The sequence below is a fragment of the Micromonospora sonneratiae genome, assembly GCF_042679305.1.
GTDB classification, from domain to species: Bacteria; Actinomycetota; Actinomycetes; order Mycobacteriales; family Micromonosporaceae; genus Micromonospora_H; species Micromonospora_H sonneratiae.
In genome coordinates, this window is record NZ_JBHTMP010000060.1 from 21,344 (window position 1) to 40,673 (window position 19,330).

Below are 19,330 nucleotides of genomic sequence, written 5' to 3' on the forward strand. Positions count from 1 at the left end.
CAATTCACGACACCTGCCAGTGGATGATTGACCGGATTGACCCGGGGATGCCGGATCGGTCACGCTCTCCGCATGGCCGACAGCGAGGACTCCGACCACAACCTGGCCGAGGTTGCGCTCGCCGCCGTGCAGCGTTCCCCCCGCGAGGCGATCGCGATCGGACGACAGGTGCCCGTCTCGGCACCGGCCGACGAACGGTCCACCGCTGACCGGGCCATCGGCCTGGCGCTGCGCGAACTCAACGACCTGCCCGGCGCGTTACGACACCTGCGTCGTGCCGTACAGGTGGCCCAACGGGGCGGTTCACCACGGGCGACCGCGCTGGCTCAGATGAGCCTCGGTTACGTGTTGGCCAACGCTGGTCGCAACACGGCGGCATTGCGTACGGTCAGCGCCGCGCTGGCCCAACTGACCGGAGCGGACGCCGGTCGGGCCCGGATGCAACGCGGCGTGGTGTGGCACTACCGGGGCCGCTACACCGAAGCGGTACGCGACTACGCGGCGGCGGTGGAGATCGCGCAACGCGAGGGTGACCTGCTGCTGGAGGCCCGGGCCCGGAACAACCGGGGACTGCTGAACGCGCACCGGGGCACGGCCCGGGGCACCGAGGACGACCTGGACCGGTCAGCCGCGATATTCACCAGACTCGGCCTGGACCTGGCCGCCGCCGACACCCGCTGGAACATGGGCATCGCCGTCGCGCAGCGTGGTGACGTCGCGGGGGCCCTGCGTACCTTCGACGAGGGGGACGAGGCGTACCGGCGGCTGGCGGTGCCCCGTCCGGCACTGCTGCTGGACCGGTTCGAACTGCTGCTCTCGGTGCCGCTGGTCGACGAGGCGGTCCACGTCGCCACCGTCGCGGTGGCGGAACTGCGACGCAAGGGTATGGCCTCGGATCTCGCCGAGGCGCTGCTGGCCCGGGCCCGGGCGGCGTTGCTGGCCAGTGACCTGGACACCGCTACCGCCACGGCCGCCCAGGCGGCCGGCCGATTCCGCCGCCAGGGGCGACACACCTGGGCGGCGTTCGCCCGGCACGTCGAGCTACGGGCCGAGTTCCGCCGGGGCACCCGTTCCGTGGCGCTGCTGCGGGCGATGACGCGCAACGCGGAGCTGCTCGACGCCACCGGTTGGCCAGGTCCGCCGCTGACCACCCGGATCGAGGCGGCCCGGCTGGCCGTTCAGCTGGGCCGCGGCCGCCAGGCACGATGCCTGCTCGACGTCGCCAGCCGAGCCCGTCACCGGGGTACTGCCAGCCGCCGCGCCCAGGGCTGGTACGCGTTGGCGCTGCTGCGTCGGCTGGGCCGCGACGATCGCGGGGCCGCTGTGGCGCTACGCCGGGGACTGGCCGTACTGGACGGTCACCGGGCCTCGCTGGGGGCCACCGAGTTACGGGCGAACAGCGGCATGTACGGGCAGGAGTTGGCCAGCGAGGGACTGGACATCGCGGTCGGCTCCGGTAAGCCCCGGCAGGTGCTGGCCTGGGCGGAGCGCTGGCGGGCCAACGCGCTGCGGATGCGGCCGGCCCTGCCGCCGCGCGACCCACGCCTCGCCGAATGCCTCGCCGAGCTACGGATGATCAGTGCGGCGCTGGAGGATGCCCTGTTGGCCGGCCGGCCGGTGCAGGCCCTGCGTCGGCGGCAGGCCGAACTGGAGCAACAGATCCGGGAGCTGACCCGGCGGGTGGACGGCACCGGTAGAGCCATCACCCCACCGCCGGGAGTCCAGGCGCTCTCGGCCCGGCTGGCCGGGGCCGTGCTGGTCGAACTGGTGGCCAACGGTCAGCGGCTGATGGCGGTGGTGGTCCGTGCCGGTCGCGCGAGCCTGCACGACCTCGGTTCGCTCGACGTCGCGGTGCACCAGAGCCGGCTGCACCGTTTCGGCCTGCGCCGGCTGGTGAGCATGGGTGACTCGGCCGGCGCACGCGACAGCGTGGCCCGATCGGCGGGCAGCCTGGACGACCAGCTGTTCGGGCCGCTGCGTCGGCACCTCGGGGACCGGCCGCTGGTGCTGGTCCCCATCGGACAACTGCACGCCGTACCCTGGTCGGGGTTGCCGACCTGCGCCGGTCGACCGACGACCGTGACACCATCGGCCGCCGCCTGGCTGCAAGCGGTCGAGCGTACCGCCCCGGACGGCCCACCCGCCCTGGTCGCCGGGCCACGCCTGCCGGCGGCCCACACCGAGGTGCACACGCTCGCCGGCATCCTGCCAACGTCCCAGGTGCTGTCCGGTTGTGACGCGACGGCGGTCAAGGTCACCGCCGCGTTGGACGGTGCCCGGCTGGCCCACGTGGCGGCGCACGGCACGTTCCGGGCGGACAATCCACTGTTCTCCGCGCTGGAACTGGCTGACGGCCCACTGACCGCCTACGAGCTGGAGCGGTTGCACCGACCGCCCGGTTGTGTGGTGCTGTCCGCCTGCGACTCCGGCCTGTCCGGGGTACGGCCGGGCGACGAACTACTGGGCTTCACCTCGGTGCTGCTCGGGATCGGTACCCGTACCCTGGTCGCCAGCGTCCTACCGGTGCCGGCGGATGTCACCACGACCCTCATGCTCGACCTGCACCGCAGGATGCAGGCGGGCGCGACACCCGCGTCGGCGCTGTCCGGCGCGCAGGAGGCGCTCGTGCGCGGCGGTGATGGCCGGGCGTACGCCACCGCTGCCGCCTTCGTCTGCCTCGGCGCTGGCTGACCCCCACCAATCCCCGGTCGAGGTCACCGGCGTGCCATGGTGGAACAAATTGTAATTCGATGACTTCGATGCACGATGTCGGTTTGCCGGCGTCGGCGGTGAACGTCCTCGACTCTGTTTGTTGGCGGCCTATGGTGGTCAATGTCGTATTCTGCGATCATGTTGAGCGTGTTGCTCTGTCACAAGACTTTCATATTGCTTTTCCGGGACTTCCGTCTGTTACGAAGGGGTGGTGTCGACCTTGCGGAGATCCGGTGCCTGTGTAAGCCTGTAGCCGGTCAATGGCCGGCTGCGAACCGGGTGGATGTTCTCATCGCAACACTACGGAAGGGCTGAAGAATGGCCGCAGGGTGCGCTGATGAATGAAGCGGAGAGGTCACTGCCGATTGGGGGTGATCTGACGTTCAATATTCTTGGTCCACTTGAGGTGCTGTCCGGAACGGCATCCGTACCGATTCCTGGTAATACCATTCGTCTAATGCTGTCCATGTTGGTCATTCGGCCCAACGAATGGGTTCCCGAGGAGCGTCTGGCCAACTTCGGCTGGGGCCCGAGAGGGGCCACCCGGGCTGCTCTGCACTGCGCGGTCTCCCGGCTACGTAGATGTCTGGCGAGATATTCCGACCGGAACTGGATCGAGCATTCGGACGCGGGCTACCGGATCAGTGTGCCGCCGGAACGGGTGGACACAGCGGTGTTCCGGCAGACCGTCGAGGACGCGGCGAAGGCGGGCGGCGGCGTCGTCCGTCTACAACGGTTGGGGACGGCACTGCGGGTCTGGCGCGGACGGCCCCTCACGCACACCTCGGACTGGGTCCGGTGCGATCCGGAGGTCCTCGCTCTCGAACGGGACCGGCTCCAGTGCGGCTACGACCTGGCCGACCTCGGGCTCTCCTGTGGCAGGGCACAGACGGCACTTCCGTTGATCGAGCGGCTGGCCGTCGAACTGCCCTACGACGAGCCGCTCCAGGCCCGGCGGCTGTTGTTGATGAATGCGGTCGGCAGGCGCGCGGAGGCGTTACGGCTGTACGACCGGATCCGTCGCCAGCTCGCCGACGAACTCGGCGTCGATCCGTCCGGGACGCTCCGGACGACACATCTCGCGCTGCTCGGTGACGGCAGCGACGAGATGGTGGGCGAGTCGGCGCGGGTGCTCCAGACGTACCGGCGGGAGCAGGTCCGCCGACGTCGTCAGCGCCGGAGCGTGGTGAAACATGCCCTTTCCCGGCCGCTGCCGAGATAGTCGTCCAGGCGTCGACCGGCAACAGACCGCGGTCACGCCCCGGAACACCGGTCCGGTACGGACCGGCCGACCCACCCGATCGCCCGGTCAAGCAAGTGGAGGTCGTAATGACGATGTTGCTCGTTGGCAATAGCCGTACCGACGAGATGGTGGGCGACCTGACGACACTGTCCGCGGACGCGCTGGTTGCCGGCGGGTGTGCCGCCCAGCGCATGATCTGGTTCGCTGGGGACGGCGACATCCTGGTACTGCCCGGCAAACCGGAGGACGCCTATCTGGAATATGTCACCACCCTGACCGGCACCCGGCCGGAAACCCTGACGATTCTGGTACCACCGCCGGGTCTTCTCGGCGGGGACATACTGACCCCGGACCGGTTGGGGGACCGGGGCTTCCAGGACGAACTGCGTACGGTGCTGGCCGCCCGGCCGGTCGACCGGGTCCTGGCCGTCTACAAGGACGCGGCCATCGCCGACCTGGCCACAGCCGTCGGCATCGAGAACGCGCTGCCCGGGCACCGGTTCAGTGCCCAGGCCGGCGACGCACTGATCAACAGTAAGGCGGCCTTCCGGGCGGTTGCCGCCGGTGCCGACGTACCGACCGCCCCGGGCGGCGTGGTCACCCGTCCGGAGCAGGCGGAGGACGCGATCAACGCGCTCCTGGGCCGGGGCCACGACGTCATGGTCAAACAGGAGTTCCACGGCGGCGGCTTCGGCAACGAGATCGTCACCCGCGTCGCCGGGGTACGTCCCGCCGGCGCGCAACACGTCGTCGTCCTACCGGACGGTCCGAGCGTCCACCGCTACGTGGCGCAGCGGTGGGCGTGGCTCACCGGCGGTCGGGACCACCGGCTGGTGGTGGAGCGCTACTTCGCCGAGTCCACCACGGTCTACGCCGAGTTCGTCATCGGTGACGACGGCATCGACCTCGTCGGTGTCGGGGAGATCCTGATGGAACCGGTGGCCGTCGGTGAGATCGTCCCGGCCCAGTCGATCGGCCCGGACGTGCGGGACCGGCTCGTTGCCGCCGGTCGTCGGTTGTGTGAGCCGATCCGGGTACTGGGGTACCGGGGCAACATCAGCACCGACGCCATCCTGACCCCGGACGGAGAGATCGTCTTCACCGAGACCAACGGTCGGATCACCGGCTCCACCCACCTGCACACGGTCGTCGGTGGTCGCCTCCTCGGCGACGGCTACCGGGACCGTCGGGTCATCATGGAACGCGGAGGCTGGGCGGTGCCGTCGTTCACCGGAGGGCTCGAACAGCTCACCGCCGCCGGCCTCGCCTACGACCCGGCCACCCGGACCGGCGTCATCCTCACCTCGGGCTACCTGCCGACCGACGGCAGCGTCGTGTACTGCGTGGTCGCCGAGGACCTGGCATCCGTACGCAACTACGAGCGCCGGCTCGCGGACCTGCTGACCGGTGCGTCGGCGTGACGGGGATCGTGGCGACCGGGACCGGACGGTCGGGCAGATGAGAGCGGTGTTGCTGCGCCGTACCGGCGGCCCGGAAGTGCTCCGGGTGGAGGACGTACCCGATCCGGTGCCCGGTGTCGGCGAGAGTCTGATCGACGTGTCGCTGGCCGGTGTCAACTACGAGGACCTGGAGTTCCGCAGCGGACGGCATCCGGTGCCGCTGCCCGCGCGGCTGGGCCTGGACGCGGTCGGTCGTCGCCGTGGCGACGGGCGTCGGGTGGCGGCCCTGCTGCGCGAGGGCGGCGGGTACGCGCAGGTCGCCGCGGCCGTCGACGCGTACACGGTGGAGGTTCCCGCCGAGGTGGATGACGGTCAGGCCGCCGCGCTGCTGGAACAGGGCAGCACCGCGTACGGGGCGCTGGTCCTGGCTGGTCGGCTCCAGCCCGGCGAGAGCGTGGCCGTGTCCGCGGCGGCGGGTGGGGTCGGCCACCTCGCGATCCAACTGGCCCGGCTCCAGGGTGCCGGTCGGGTCGTCGGTCTCGCCTCCACAGCCGACAAGCGGAGGTTTGTCGAACGGCTCGGTGCCGACGTGGCGCTGGACCCGGCCGCCCCGGATCTCGTTGACCAGCTGCGGGCCGCCTCCGGCGGTGGGGTCGACCTGTTCGTCGACTCGGTCGGTGCCGGGGTGCTGCGGTCGGCGCTGCTCGGACTGGCCCCGTTTGGTCGACTGGTCTGCATCGGCTGGCGGGGGCGTCCGGACGAGGTGACCACCGAGGAACTGGCCGAGCGGTCCGTCGGCTGTGCCGGTTTCTGGATGCGACATGTCGTCGACAACCGGGAACTGCTCTGCGCGATCGTCGATCGGCTCTTCGAACTCGCCGTCCGGGGCGACCTGGTCGCTCAGGTCGACCGGATCGTCGCGCTCGACGAGATCGGTGCCGCACACGCCGCGATGGCCGCTCGCGCCACGATCGGCAAGATCCTCATCGACGTGAACCGGGAGGTGACGACCCCGGCTCGCTGAGCATCACCGCCCGCCCATGGACCCGACCGCATACCCGAACGTGTCGTATCAGCGCCGTCCCGAAAGGGAGACCGCATGAAGTACACCCGGTACTGCCGATCCATGCTGTGCACCCCCGCGACCTCGGTCGAGTGGTACGTCAAGTCCCATCAGACCGGTGCCGACATCTGCCAGGTCGATCTGGAGGATTCCGTGCCGCCGGCGCAGAAGGAGGAGGCCCGGATCAAGGCCGAGACATTCTTCTCCGCGCCGTCCGCCTCGACCACCCGGTGCGCCGTACGGGTCAACGGGGTCACCGAGCCGGACGGGCTGCGCGATCTGCTGGCGCTGCGCAGCTATCCGGTGAAGCCGGCCATCGTGGTGGTCCCGAAGGTGGAGGCACCGCGTGACATCGAGATAGTCGAGCAGTTGTTGAGCCAGAGCTGCCCGGACGTCGCGCTGTTCGCCGTCATCGAGACCCCTCGGGGAGTGGAGAACGTCACCGAGATCGCGACCACGTCCCGACGGCTGCGTGCCCTGGTCTTCGGTGCGGCGGACTACTCGTTCTCGCTCGGATCCGGGATGTCCTGGGAGCCGCTGGTGTACGCGCGTGCCCGGATCGTGAACGCGGCCCGGTCCGCCGATATCGACGTGATCGACTCACCGACGTTCGAACTGGCGGACCTGTCCAGACTCGAGTACGAGGCGACCATGGCCCGGGAGTTGGGCTTCAGCGGCAAGGTCGCGCTCAACCCCCGCCAGGTGTCCGTGATCAACGAGATCTTCTCGCCCGGCTCCGAGCTGCTGGAGCGGGCCCGTCGGGTCGTCTCCGCCGCGCAGGAGAACGGCCAGGGGGTAACCGTCGTCGACGGGTCGATGGTCGGCCGGCCGTTCTTCGAGGCGTCCCGACGGCTGCTCGACGAGTTCGGCCCGTCACGCTGATCCGCCGTACCACGTCTGTGCGGTCGCCGACCGCACCACGTCTGCGCAGTCGCCCGCCGTCCGGGTGGACAGCGGCACGGTGAGCACCGCGAGATCCGGTGCCACCACCCGACCGCCGTGGTCGCCGCCCGGCGACCGGACCGCTGCGCATACACCGGCCCATTCCTCCCGTTTCGTCCATCGTCAACAGGGGAGCCCATGACCACCAACGCGGATGTAGAGCAGAGCATCGTCGGGCCACGCCGCTACCGCAACGGCGAAAAGATGATCCGTACGGCCGATCCGGTCTGGCAGGCAGCAGCCGACCACGGGCTGATCGGCATCCACGTCGACGCGGAGTCGAACAACCGGCTCGTCGTACGGGAGACCGGCCACGAGTTCGTCAACATGTGTTCCTGCGCCTATCTGGGGCTCAACTACCATCCCGCCGTCATCGAGGGAGCGATGGATGCGCTGCGGGAGGCCGGAACCACCTGGTTGGTGGTCTCCACCACCCGCATCCGGCACAACCTCCTGGCCCGACTGGAGGACGAACTCGGCGACCTGTTCGGCGCCCACGTCCTGCCCGGTGCCTCGTGCAGCGCGTTGACCGCTGGCATCCTGCCGCTGGTCGCCTCGGGGCACCTCGACGGTGGCGGTCCCCGGGTCATGGTCTTCGACCGCTTCTGCCACTTCTGCATGTCGTACGTCAAGCCCATCTGCGCGGACGAGACCACGGTCCTCACCTGCGACCACAACGATCTCAACTTCCTGGAGGACGTCTGCCGCAGGTACCCCCGGGTCGCCTACGTCGCTGACGGGGCCTACTCGATGGGGGGTGCAGCGGCGCTGGACGGCCTGTTGGAGTTGCAGGACCGCTACGGTTTGTTCCTCTACATCGACGACTCGCACTCGCTGTCGATCATGGGTGAGCGGGGCGAGGGGTTCGTCCGGTCACGGCTCACCATGAATCCGCTCACCGTGGTCGTCACCAGCCTGGGGAAGGGCTTCGGCACCGGCGGCGGGGTTGCCATGCTCGGGTCGGCCAGGATGCACAGCTTCCTGGCCCGGCACGCGGGACCCGTGGGATGGTCGCAGAACATGGCGGTGCCCCTGGTGGGTGCCTCGCTGGCCAGCGCTGCCATCCACCGCTCGGCGGAACTCGGCGAGTTGCAGCGCAGGCTGCGGAGCAACGTCGACTACTTCGACGAGCTGCTGCCGACATCCTTCGCGGGTAACGGACTGCCGGTCCGCCGGATCACCGTCGGCGACTCCGATCGGGCCGTCCAACTGTCGGCCGAACTCTACCGTCGCGGTTTCTACAGCTCCGCGGTCTTCTTCCCGATCGTGCCGAAGGGCGAGGCGGGGATCCGGATCATGATCCGCGCCGACATCGAGCGGGAGCAGCTCGCCGAGTTCGCCGGACATGTCGAAGAACTCACCGCTGTCCGCTGACGCCCGGGAGGAGAGCCGTGGAGGAGATGGAGCCCACCGGATACCGCCGGATCGGCGAACACCGGTACCGGGAACTGATCGGTTTCTACTACGAGGAGTTCGCCGTGGGGATGGTGGTCGAACACCGGCCCGGTCGGACCGTGACGGAGATGGACAACGTCCTGATGAGTGCGTTGAGCATGAACAACTCACCGCTGCACATCGACGCCGCGTTCTGCGAACACACCCCGTGGCAGCGGACCCTGGTCTCCAGCCTGGTCACCCTGAGCATCGTCGGTGGCATGGCGGTACGGAGCACGAGCGGCCGGGGCATCGCGAATCTCGGCTGGGACCGCATCCGGCTGACCACCCCGGTCTTCGCCGGCGACACGCTCTACGCCCAGAGCGAGGTCCTCGCCAAACGGCTCTCCAGGAGCCGGCCGGGCGAGGGCATCGTGACCTCCCGGACGACAGGGATCAAGTCGACCGGCGAGGTCGTGCTCACCTTCGACCGGAGCTTCCTCGTGCCGACCTCCGACAACGGCACCGACGACCGGACCGGGTACTGACGTACCGAGCCGGTCACCGTATGTCAGGGCCCATGTTCCGAGGAGTCGACGTGCCCTGTCCCGCCCCGACTTCCGAGCCATCCCGACCGTCCCGTCACCAGAGGAGACCAGCATGACCACAGGTCAGATCGTCGGATCGATGCCCCGGCCGGCGACTCCGGACGGCCGGCCTGGGCCGGCCGTACCGACAACCGGGGCCGACCGTCCGGTGGTCAACTCCTGGGACGAGTTCACCACCCTCCGGGAGGTCGTAGTCGGTGACGCCACCCACGCCCGGATCCCGGACCAGGCCGATCGATCGGCCTGGTTGAACTGCTACCCCAGGCTGACCGCCGCCGAGTTGAAGGCGGTCGAGGTCGGTCAGTTCCCGAAGCATGTGATCGACGAGACGAACGAGGACCTGGCCATCCTGATCGCGACGCTGCGCGGGCTGGGCGTCACGGTGCATCAACCGTCCGCCCCCGACCACAGCGTTGAGTTCCGGTCCCCGGACTGGCGCAGCGTCGGACTGGCCTCGTACTGCCCCCGGGACCTCACCCTGGTCATCGGGTCCACCATCATCGAGACCGCCAGCCCCATGCGGGCGCGCTACTTCGAACTGTTCGGGATGCGCCAGCTTTTCCAGGACTATCTGCTCCGGGGCGCACACTGGTTGGCCGCGCCCAGGCCGCAGTTGCGCGACGAACTGTTCGAGGTCGACCCGGACGGCCTGCCCGACCTCGGGGAGGCCGAACCGGTCTTCGACGCGGCCAACGTGCTCCGGCTCGGTCGAGACATCTTCTACCAGGTGTCCCGCAGCGGTAACGAACTCGGACTGCGTTGGCTGACGTCGACCCTGCGGCTGATCAGGGACGACCTGCGGGTGCACCCGCTGCGCGGGGTGTACGGCTACACCCACATCGACAGCACCATCGCCCTGCTGCGTCCCGGCCTGGTACTGCTCAACCCGGAGCGGATCAAGCCGGACGGGATCCCTGAGCCGTTGCGGGGGTGGGACGTGCTGTGGTGTCCGGCCCTCGAAGAACGACCGACGGCGCTGCCGTACACGCTGAGTGAATCCTGGATCAGCATGAACCTGCTCATGGTCGACCAGGACCATGCGATCGTCGACGCCGAACAGCCGGAGTTGATCGCCACGCTCGAGCGTCGGGGCATCACCGTACTGCCGCACCGGCTACGCCACGCGCGGGTCCTCGGGGGCGGTTTCCACTGCGTCACCCTGGACACGGTTCGGGACGGTGGGCCGGAGAACTACCTCGACTGACGAGGGTGGATGCCGATTCCGGCGGGGTGCGGTCAGCCGGACCCCGCCGGAATCGGGCCTCTTCGGCGGTGGTCTGGTGCGGGAGTGGGGTGCCGCACCGTGGGACCGGGTTGCGAGGTGGCCCGCCAGGTGGTCACCTTGTCTGGTGACTTCGGTTCCCGCTCCGGTTCGGGACATCTTCACGGTGTGCCTGATCGCGGTTACGGCTTTGTCGGTCGACGACCGGCTCTGTCGTCGCGGCGTCGCCACCGGCTGACCGGATCCCGGTCCGTCGGCTGCGGCGCCGTCTCCCGGCCGACGACCTTGCGAACCGAGGACCTTCGATGACCGTTCCACGTGCCAACCCGACGCCCGCCCGGCAGCCCGATCGACCCGCTACCACCGGGGATCCGGCTGAGAACGGCTCAGCCCCGTCGACAGAGCCAGCCGTGCCCGTCGGACGGAGGTGGCTGCGGATACTGCGCCGGACCGGAGCGGCCGTTGCCACCGCGCACACCGACCGGGTTCCGTTCTGAGCCGGTCCCGGTGATCCGAGCCTGATCCGCGTTTGGTCCGCGCCGAGGTCACGGCTGCGTCGCCAGCCCGGCAGGGATGCTGTTCCCAGCCCGTGCCCTGACCGGCACCCGGAGTCCTGGATGTCATGTGGGTGGTCGCGTGCCTCGTGAGGACAGCCGGTCAGTCGGGTCCGCGGCAGGAGCAGCCCAACGCCACCACCAGCGATGTCGGCGGCCCGGGTGCGGGCCAGGTCAGGCGAGGCCCTTCAGCATCAGGTGCCAGTAGAGCGCCGGCAGGCCGTACCGCTTGAGCAGCCACATGTCGCGCCGTTCCCGGGTGGTGTCGATGAACGGGAGGCTCGGTGTGGGACGCATCGTGTAGTCGAACTCGGCCAGCAGCATCTTGTTCCGGGCGGTGGTCAGTGGACAGGACGCGTACCCGTCGTAGCTGGCCGGCAGGGGAAGTCCCTGTACGGCGGCCAGCAGGTTCTCGACCACGACGGGTGCCTGTTTCCGGATGGCCGCGCCGGTCTTCGAATTGGGGGTGGAACCGGCGTCGCCGAGGGCGAACACGTCCGGGTAGCGGGTGTGCCGCATGGTGTGCTTGTCGACCTGGACGTACCCGGCGGGGTTCTCCGGGTCGGCCAGCGGGGTGGCCTTGAGCCAGTCCGGGGCGGACTGTGGCGGTACGACGTGCAGCAGGTCGTAGTCGAGTACGTCCTTGGTGCCCGCGGCGTGATCGACGATCACGGCCTGCCGGCCGGTCGCGTCCACCTGCACGAGTTCACTGCTCTTGCGTACCTCGATGCCGTACCGGGCGGCGACCCGTTCGAGTTCGTGGGCGAACTCCTGCACGCCGAACATCGCCGGGGTGGGCAGGACGAGCACGATCCTGATCCGGCCGAGTACGCCCTGCCGCCGCCAGTGGTCGGCGGCCAGATAGGCGATCTTCTGCGGTGCACCGGCGCACTTGATCGGCCCGGCGGGCATCGTGAACACCGCCGTACCGGAGCGGAGGCCCTGGATCAGTTGCCAGGTCTTCGGGGCGAGGTGGTAGGCGTAGTTGCTCGAGGCGTACGGGGTGTGCATGGCTTCGGCCAGGCCGGGAACCCGGTTCCAGTCCAGTTGGATGCCGGGGCAGACGACCAGTTGGTCGTAGCCGATGACGTGGCCACCGGCGGTGGTGACCGTGTGCCGGTCCGGGTCGATGGCCACGGCGGAGTCCCGGGTCCAGCCGACCCCCTTGGGAATGACCGAAGCCTGCGGCCGGGCGCTCTGCCTGATCGGGGCCCGCCCGCCCCCGACCAGCGTCCAGAGCGGCTGGTAGTAGTGGGTGTCCGACGGCTCTATCACGGTTATGTCCGCGGTGCCGGCGCGGCGGAGCCGGGCGGCGACCGTGATGCCGGCGCTGCCGCCGCCCACGATGACGATCCGGTGATGCGAAGCGTGGCGGGTCATGGTTGCCTCCGATGATCATGGTCGGGCCGGCGCTGCCGCCGCCACGCCGTCTGCGGGCGGTGACCGTTCGCCGGTCGTCATCCCGGTACGCACTGCCGGGTCGTACTCGTCATCGATGTAAACGACGTCTTGCCCGGATGCTCACCGGGCTGGCGAGTTCATGGAGCCCTGCCTTCCCAGATAGCGGGATCGGCCGCCACCGTCGGCGCCGCGCTTGCCGACGTGTTCGAATGTCCGTACATTATTGCCCGATTGACGATACGGCAAGACGAACAGGATGATCGATGAAGACAACGGCATCCACCTGCGGAGCGCGGCCGGTGGATCGCAGCAGTGCCCTGCCACTGTGGGCGCAGATCCACGTCGATCTGCGCCGTCGGCTCGACGCCGGCGAGTTCACCGACGTCTTCCCGGGGGAACACGCCCTGGTCACCGAGTACGCGGTGAGTCGTCACACGATCCGTGAGGCGTTGCGTCGACTGCGCGACGACGGGATCGTCGTGGCCGAACGCGGCCGACCGCCGAGGGTGGCGGGTGCTGTGGAGATCACCCAGCCGATCGGCGCCCTCTACAGCCTGTTCGCCTCGGTGGAGGCCGCCGGCCAGCATCAGCGCAGCGTGGTACGGATTCTCGACATCCGTGCCGACGGGGTCGTCGCCGCGCGGCTCGGGCTGGAGGAGTCCACCCCGCTGCTGCACCTGGAACGGCTACGCCTGGCCGACGAGGAACCACTGGCTGTGGACCGGGTCTGGCTGCCGGCGCAGTCGGCCGCGCCGTTGCTGCACGTCGACTTCACCCACACCGCGCTCTACGACGAACTCGCCGAACGCTGCTCGATCCGCCTCACCGGCGGCGAGGAGACGATCCGCGCGGTGCTGCCCACCCCTGCCGAGCAGCGACTGCTGGAAATCCCCGACGGGGTGGCCGCCTTCGCCATCGACCGTCTCGCGCACCACCACGGGCGGCCGACCGAGTGGCGGCACACCCTCGTCCGCGGTGACCGGTTCGCTGTCACCGCCGCCTTCTCCGGCCGTTCCGGCTACCGGTTGGACGTCACCGCGCCGCCGAGACCCCGCCGTCGCCCCTACAACCGGACAGGAACTCCCCGCCCATGACCATCGGCAGCCCGAACCCGGACAGCGCCGACCTCGACCCGGTGACCGCCCATCACCTGGTCGGCCGAGGTGCCCTCCTGGTCGACGTCCGTGAGCCCGACGAGTGGGCGGCCGGCCACGCGCCAGCAGCCATCCACGTCCCGCTGGGTGAGTTGGATCCGGCGGCGCTACCCGCCGGGCGTGACATCATCGCGGTGTGCCGGTCCGGACGACGTTCCGGGCGAGCCGTCGACGAGTTGCGTGCCGCCGGCCGGTCGGCCCGCAACCTTGCCGGTGGCATGCAGGCCTGGGCCGCTGCGGACCTGCCCGTGCGCGACGACCAGGGACGGCCCGGGATCGTGGCGTGACGATCTTCGCCGGCCTCGCTCTCGGCGTGGTGATCGGTGCGGTCCTCGGCGCGCTGGGCGGTGGCGGTGCGGTCCTCACCGTGCCGGCACTGGTCTACCTGCTCGGCCAGCCGGCCGGGGAGGCCACCACCAGCAGCCTCTTCATCGTCGGACTCACCTCCATCGTCGGGGTCCTGAGCCATGCCCGCTCCGGCAACGTACGCTGGCGCACCGGCCTCGCCTTCGGCGCTGCCGGCACGGCCGCCGCACTTCTCGGCAGCATCGTCAACCAGCACGTCGATCCGGACCTCCTACTGCTGGTCTTCGCCGCTTTCATGGCCCTCGCCGCGACCGGTATGCTGCTGAACTCCCGTGCCCGCAGCGACGGCGAATCCGTTCCGGAGGAATCTCCGGTCGTGGCCGGACCGGCCGGGCCGACGGCTGTGACCACCCGCGCCCCCACCCTGGCCACCGTCAAGGTCGTCCTGATCGGTACGGCGGTCGGCTTCCTCACCGGTCTGCTCGGTGTCGGTGGCGGGTTCATCATCGTTCCCGCCCTCGTCCTGGCCATCGGGCTGCCGATGCCGGCCGCTGTCGGGACCTCGTTGCTCATCATCGTGATCAATTCGGCGGCGTCGCTGGCCGCCCGCGTCGGTACGGCACACTTCGACTGGGCGCTCCTGGTTCCGTTCACCCTGGCGGCGATGGTCGGCACCCTGGCGGGAAAGCGCGTCGCCGACCGGCTGCCGGCCGCCGTGAGCACCCGGGCGTTCGCCGTGTTGATCCTTGCGGTCGCCGCCTACACCGTCGGGAACACCGTTCTTCATCCGCACTGATCCACCGGTACGGGTAGCTGACCGTGTCGTCGTTGGGACGGGCCGTGTCGCCTGTCCCGACGACGGGTGACGGCTGGTACGGCGAACCTGCCGATCGGTCCGGTGGCTGGTTGTCGTTCAGACCGCCGGCGTACCCCGGACGGCGAGGCCACGCAACCGACCGATGTTGTCGAACGACCCGAAACCGACCCGGCCGGCGGTGAAGGTGTGGTCCCTCGCCGTCATCAAGGGGTCCTTGGCCCCGTTGAGGTAGACAGCGATCTCGCCGGTCGCCGGCAGGTGCCTGATCCGTACGGAGTGCCAGTCCGCGTCCACGATGGCCGGTGGCGCACCCCGGGAGCGGCCGTTCCACTGGTAGTCGATCCGTTCCCGGTCGGCGTTGTCGACCTTGAAGATCCCGTTGTGCGGCAGGATCGTGTTGTCCGTGGAGAGGTGCACGTAGTAGAACTGCGTGTCGGACTGGTAGCCGAAGATGATGACCACGTCGCGGTCGGTCACCTGGACCGGAGTGTCGATCCGTACCTCGGCCCTGATCTCGACCGCCCCGAGCCTGGGGCCGGCGGTGAGCACCGCGTACTCGAACGGTCGGCGTGGGCCGGGCCGGGGCTGGCCGGCCTCCGTCAGGACGACCTCCTTGCCGGTGAAGCGCCACTTCGCCGGGGTGACCGGGGCCCAGTTGGCGGGACGCAACGCGCCCGGGACCCGGGTGTGGCCCACGGTCCCTGTGGCGAACTCCTTCGTGCCGGTCACCTTCCAGATCCTGCCGTTCGCCTTGGCGAGGACATAGACCTCTCCCTGCGCGTCGGTGCCGAACCGCAGGTCGACCCGGTTCCGGTCGCCCGGTGCGCCAACACCGGAGAGATCCTGCATCCGTACCGGATTGCCAGCAGCGTCGAACAGCGACAGTCGGTGCACCGGTGCCGGTTCCTCCCCACGGCGCATCTGCCCGACCTCGGTGTAGAACACCCGGCCGTCGACGAGGTCACCGAAGAGGTACTTGCCGCGCAGCGCCGGTAGGTTCCGGCCACGGTAGACGAACCCGCCGGCCACCGCGACGCCAACGTCCGAGGTGCAGTTCCATCCAGGGGCGGGGTCATGGTCGTAGGCGGCGACCGGGTAGGTGTAGCCGTACCGCTCATCGTCGGGCGGCAACGGTCGCAGCTTGTCACAGGGGTTGGCCGTGGTCCGGTCGAAGACGAAGTTGCCCTCGCGCTCGCTCCAGCCGAAGTTGTCGCCGGCCCGTACCTCGTAGATCGCCTCGATGGCGTGCTCGCCGATGTGGCCCAGGTACATCCTGCCGGTCAGTCGGTCCCAGCTGAACCGGTGGGGGTCCCGCAGGCCCAGTGCGTAGATCTCGTGGAGCGCGTTGGTGCCGCCGACGAACGGGTTCGTCGGCGGGATGCCGTACCTGCCGTTGGTGGAACCACTGCCGGTCGGGTCGATCCGCAGCAGCTTGCCGTGCGGTACGGTCAGGTTCTGCGGATCGGTGTTGCGGAACCCCTGGCCCCCGTCGCCGACGGCGATGTAGAGCAGCCCGTAGTCGGCATGGCGTTTCCTGGCCGTCGGGTTGAAGCCGATCTCCTGAATGCCGTGGATCTGGCCACCGAAACCGATGCGCAGCACCTCGCGGTTGGTGCCGGTGAAGGTGTCGGCGGCCGGGTCGGTCGCCGTCCACTCGGTGATCACACCGTGGTACACGGTGTTGGTCTGTGACCAGTCCGGCACCTCGGGGGCCAGTGACGCCCGTTCGGTGTGCACCGTGTAGAACTTGCCGTTGTTGGCGAAGTCGGGGTGGAAGGCCACGTAACCGAAGCCCTGGCCGAGACCACGGCCGGAGAAGAACTGCGGCGCGAACTGTGCGGCCACGTCGAGGTAGACGTACGGTACGCCGTCCTTCACGAGGTAGAGGTTGCCGTTGAGGTCGGGTACGGCCTGACGGTGGGAGCCGTCGGGGACCTCCATCAGGGTGTTGATCCGGGCCTGGCGCACCAGCCGGCCGTCGACCGGTGCCGGTGTCGGCTCGGACTTCGGGAAGGACGTGTGTTCGGAGAGCACGAGCCCGAGGCGGCTCTGGCCCGGCACTTCGGGAATCGGGTCCCGGACCGGGTCGGCGATCTGATCGGGCGTGGTGGCCGGCGCGGACCCGGCGGCCCGGGTGGGGCCGATGGCCGTCAGCGGTAGGGCCAGTGCGGTCGCCATGACGATGGCAGTCATCACGGATCTGCGGACGCTACGGGTCAGGATGCACACTAGGCGACTCCGATCTCGGCAACGGTTGTGGAAATCCGCCGGGCGGGGTGATCTCGCAGGGCAGTGCGATGCCTGCGCAGGACCATTGGAACCGATGTCCCGGTAAGCACGGCATCACAGTCGGCAATCAACCAGTTCCGTACTGCTCCTGATTCGCCCTTTTGGTCGGTCGTTGTCGGTCCGGTGGGCTTGTCTGTGGCGCCTTGCCAGATATTGCCGGCTGTCGTCGGATGGATGGCGACCAGTTGACGAGTAAATCATTGCATGAGAATGTCTCGATGTTTGGCGGGCATCGAAGTGACGCCGGGAAACCACTCTTCACGAATCGGCCAACGGTCCTGGTGACCGCGCCCATCCTCCGTAACCCCCAAGGAGACCCAGATGAGACGCAGAGCGATGCCGGCCGGGGTAGCCCTGGCCGTGATCGGCGCGATGGTGGTGCCCGCCCAATCGGCCACGGCCGTTCCGACAGCCCGATCGGGACCGGTCGGACCTGCGGTCGCCGTCGCCGACGCGCCGCCGGACATCGACGTGGCGAACGTCCAGGCGCACCTGACACAGTTCAACACCATCGCATCGCAGAACGGTGGCCACCGACGGGCCGGTAGCAGCGGCTACACCGCCTCGGTGGCATACGTCAAGGGCAAGCTGCAGCAGGCCGGCTACACGGTGACCGAGCAGGACTACCGACTGCACCTACCGTTCCAACAACCTCATCGCCGAGTGGCCCGGCGGCCCGGCCGACCAGGTCGTCATGTTCGGTGCGCACCTGGACGGCGTTTCGGCCGGCCCCGGCATCAACGACAACGGCTCCGGGTCGGCCACCCTCCTGGAGAACGCGCTGGTGTTGGCGCAGCGGAATCCGACGATGACCAAACGGGTCCGGTTCGCCTGGTGGACCGATGAGGAACAGGGACTGAACGGATCGGACTTCTACGTCCGCTCGCTCAGCGCGACCCAGAAGAGCTACATCAAGGGCTACTACAACTTCGACATGGTCGCCTCCACCAACGGGGGATACTTCATCAACCGCATCACCTCGACCACCGCGGCACCGCTGAAGGCGTACTGGGACTCGCTCAACCTGCAACCCGAGGAGAACGTCGAGGGGCAGGGGCGTTCGGACGACTACTCGTTCCAGCAGGCCGGCATCCCCACCTCGGGGTACGCCATGGGTGCGGGGGCCCGTAAGACCACGGCCCAGGCCACCAAGTGGGGCGGCACCGCCAACTCCTCCTACGACCCCTGCTACCACCGCGCCTGCGACACCACCAGCAACATCAACGCCACCGGGCTGAACCGCAGCGCGGACGGGGTCGCGTACGCCATCTGGAACCTCGCCGTCGCCGCCACACCGGTACCGGACGACTTCTCGATGGCGGTGAGCCCCGCATCCGGCAGCGTCCAGCAGGGCCAGTCGACGACCACCACGGTGTCGACGGCGATCACCAACGGCTCGGCCCAGTCGGTGGCCCTTTCGGCGACCGGTGCGCCGAGCGGCGTGACCGTGACGTTCACCCCGGCGTCGGTGCAGTCCGGCCAGTCCTCGACGGCGACGCTCTCGGTCGGCTCGACCGCGACACCCGGGACGTATCAGATCACGATCGTCGGAACGGGAGTCGTCACCCGTACCACCACCTACACGCTCACGGTCACCGGCACCGGCGGCTGCAACGGTGGGCAGTTGATCGTCAACGGCGGCTTCGAGAACGGGACCTCGCCGTGGACCGGCACCACCGGCGCCATCGGTAGCCCCGCTGGTCAGACCCCACATTCCGGTACGCGGTTCGCCTGGCTGTCCGGCAACGGTAGCTCCTCCACCGAGACGCTGAACCAGACGGTCACCATCCCGGCCGGGTGCACCAGCGTGACGTTGCGCTACTGGTTGCACATCGACACGGCGGAGACCACCCAGGTCACGCAGTACGACAAGTTCACCGTCAAGGTGAACAACACCGTGCTGACCACGCTGTCGAACCTGAACGCCGCAGCGGGTTACGTCGAGCGTAGCCTCAACCTCGGCTCCTACGCCGGTCAGCAGATCACGCTGACCTTCACCGGCACCGAGGACTACAGCCTGCAGACCAGTTTCGTGCTGGACGACGTGACGATTCAGGCTGGCTGACTTCCTGGGGAGGGAGACAGGGGTGAGGGCGGTCCGGACCGGACCGCCCTCACCTGTTCTGCTCCAGCACGGCTCCTGGCGGTGGTCAGGAGATGTCGAGTGCGGTGTCGTCGACGACGAACGAGGTCTGTAGCGAGATGTCTTCGACGGCGGTGAACCTGAGGGTGATGGTCTGGCCGG

14 protein-coding genes are annotated in these 19,330 nt (G+C 69.1%); 12 read left to right on the plus strand and 2 right to left on the minus strand.

Features of this window, described 5'->3' with window-relative positions; translation table 11 throughout:
- Positions 1 to 72: 72 nt before the first annotated feature.
- The 8 genes from ACFQ4H_RS27685 to ACFQ4H_RS27720 all read left to right on the plus strand — a co-directional run bounded on the left by ACFQ4H_RS27685 (position 73) and on the right by ACFQ4H_RS27720 (position 10,546).
- Entirely contained in the window at positions 73 to 2,691 is a 2,619-nt protein-coding gene (locus ACFQ4H_RS27685; RefSeq protein ID WP_377576218.1) for a CHAT domain-containing protein, read from the plus strand.
- Positions 2,692 to 3,169: 478 nt separating this feature from the next.
- Complete coding sequence (locus ACFQ4H_RS27690) at positions 3,170 to 3,934, plus strand: AfsR/SARP family transcriptional regulator (protein ID WP_377576221.1); 765 nt, start codon at positions 3,170 to 3,172, stop codon at positions 3,932 to 3,934.
- A gap of 107 nt (positions 3,935 to 4,041) precedes the next feature.
- Positions 4,042 to 5,376: a preATP grasp domain-containing protein gene (locus tag ACFQ4H_RS27695; protein ID WP_377576223.1), complete on the plus strand. Its 1,335-nt coding sequence runs from the start codon at positions 4,042 to 4,044 to the stop codon at positions 5,374 to 5,376.
- 37 nt (positions 5,377 to 5,413) lie between these two features.
- Positions 5,414 to 6,379 carry a quinone oxidoreductase family protein gene (locus tag ACFQ4H_RS27700; RefSeq protein WP_377576226.1) on the plus strand — a complete coding sequence of 322 codons (966 nt, stop codon included), beginning with the start codon at positions 5,414 to 5,416 and terminating at the stop codon, positions 6,377 to 6,379.
- A 75-nt stretch (positions 6,380 to 6,454) separates the two neighbouring features.
- Entirely contained in the window at positions 6,455 to 7,300 is an 846-nt protein-coding gene (locus ACFQ4H_RS27705; RefSeq protein WP_377576229.1) for an HpcH/HpaI aldolase/citrate lyase family protein, read from the plus strand.
- Between the two features lie 198 nt (positions 7,301 to 7,498).
- The gene (locus tag ACFQ4H_RS27710; protein WP_377576232.1) at positions 7,499 to 8,734 is read left to right on the plus strand and encodes an 8-amino-7-oxononanoate synthase family protein; all 1,236 of its coding nucleotides are present in this window, start codon (positions 7,499 to 7,501) and stop codon (positions 8,732 to 8,734) included.
- 26 nt (positions 8,735 to 8,760) lie between these two features.
- Positions 8,761 to 9,282, plus strand: a complete 522-nt coding sequence (locus ACFQ4H_RS27715) for a MaoC family dehydratase (RefSeq protein ID WP_377576257.1) — start codon at positions 8,761 to 8,763, stop codon at positions 9,280 to 9,282.
- Between the two features lie 112 nt (positions 9,283 to 9,394).
- Positions 9,395 to 10,546 carry a scyllo-inosamine-4-phosphate amidinotransferase gene (locus ACFQ4H_RS27720; protein ID WP_377576235.1) on the plus strand — a complete coding sequence of 384 codons (1,152 nt, stop codon included), beginning with the start codon at positions 9,395 to 9,397 and terminating at the stop codon, positions 10,544 to 10,546.
- 746 nt (positions 10,547 to 11,292) lie between these two features.
- Here the strand turns inward: ACFQ4H_RS27720 and ACFQ4H_RS27725 are convergent.
- Complete coding sequence (locus tag ACFQ4H_RS27725) at positions 11,293 to 12,498, minus strand: NAD(P)/FAD-dependent oxidoreductase (protein WP_377576238.1); 1,206 nt, start codon at positions 12,496 to 12,498, stop codon at positions 11,293 to 11,295.
- 284 nt (positions 12,499 to 12,782) lie between these two features.
- Between ACFQ4H_RS27725 and ACFQ4H_RS27730 the strand changes: the two genes are divergently transcribed.
- The 3 genes from ACFQ4H_RS27730 to ACFQ4H_RS27740 are packed head-to-tail and all read left to right on the plus strand — an operon-like array spanning position 12,783 to position 14,775.
- On the plus strand, positions 12,783 to 13,613 hold the full coding sequence (locus ACFQ4H_RS27730) for a GntR family transcriptional regulator (protein ID WP_377576241.1): 831 nt from the start codon (positions 12,783 to 12,785) through the stop codon (positions 13,611 to 13,613).
- Positions 13,610 to 13,960 (plus strand): rhodanese-like domain-containing protein, encoded by a 351-nt coding sequence (locus ACFQ4H_RS27735; RefSeq protein ID WP_377576244.1) that lies wholly within the window; start codon positions 13,610 to 13,612, stop codon positions 13,958 to 13,960. Before ACFQ4H_RS27730 ends, ACFQ4H_RS27735 begins: the two co-directional genes overlap by 4 nt.
- Complete coding sequence (locus ACFQ4H_RS27740) at positions 13,957 to 14,775, plus strand: sulfite exporter TauE/SafE family protein (protein ID WP_377576247.1); 819 nt, start codon at positions 13,957 to 13,959, stop codon at positions 14,773 to 14,775. Before ACFQ4H_RS27735 ends, ACFQ4H_RS27740 begins: the two co-directional genes overlap by 4 nt.
- 117 nt (positions 14,776 to 14,892) lie before the next feature.
- On the opposite strand, the gene ACFQ4H_RS27745 is transcribed toward ACFQ4H_RS27740, so the two are convergent.
- A complete protein-coding gene (locus ACFQ4H_RS27745) occupies positions 14,893 to 16,989 on the minus strand; it encodes a PQQ-dependent sugar dehydrogenase (protein WP_377576249.1) in 2,097 nt (698 codons plus the stop codon).
- Between the two features lie 790 nt (positions 16,990 to 17,779).
- Here ACFQ4H_RS27745 and ACFQ4H_RS27750 point away from each other — a divergent pair.
- Entirely contained in the window at positions 17,780 to 19,150 is a 1,371-nt protein-coding gene (locus tag ACFQ4H_RS27750; RefSeq protein ID WP_377576252.1) for a M28 family peptidase, read from the plus strand.
- Positions 19,151 to 19,330 lie beyond the last annotated feature (180 nt).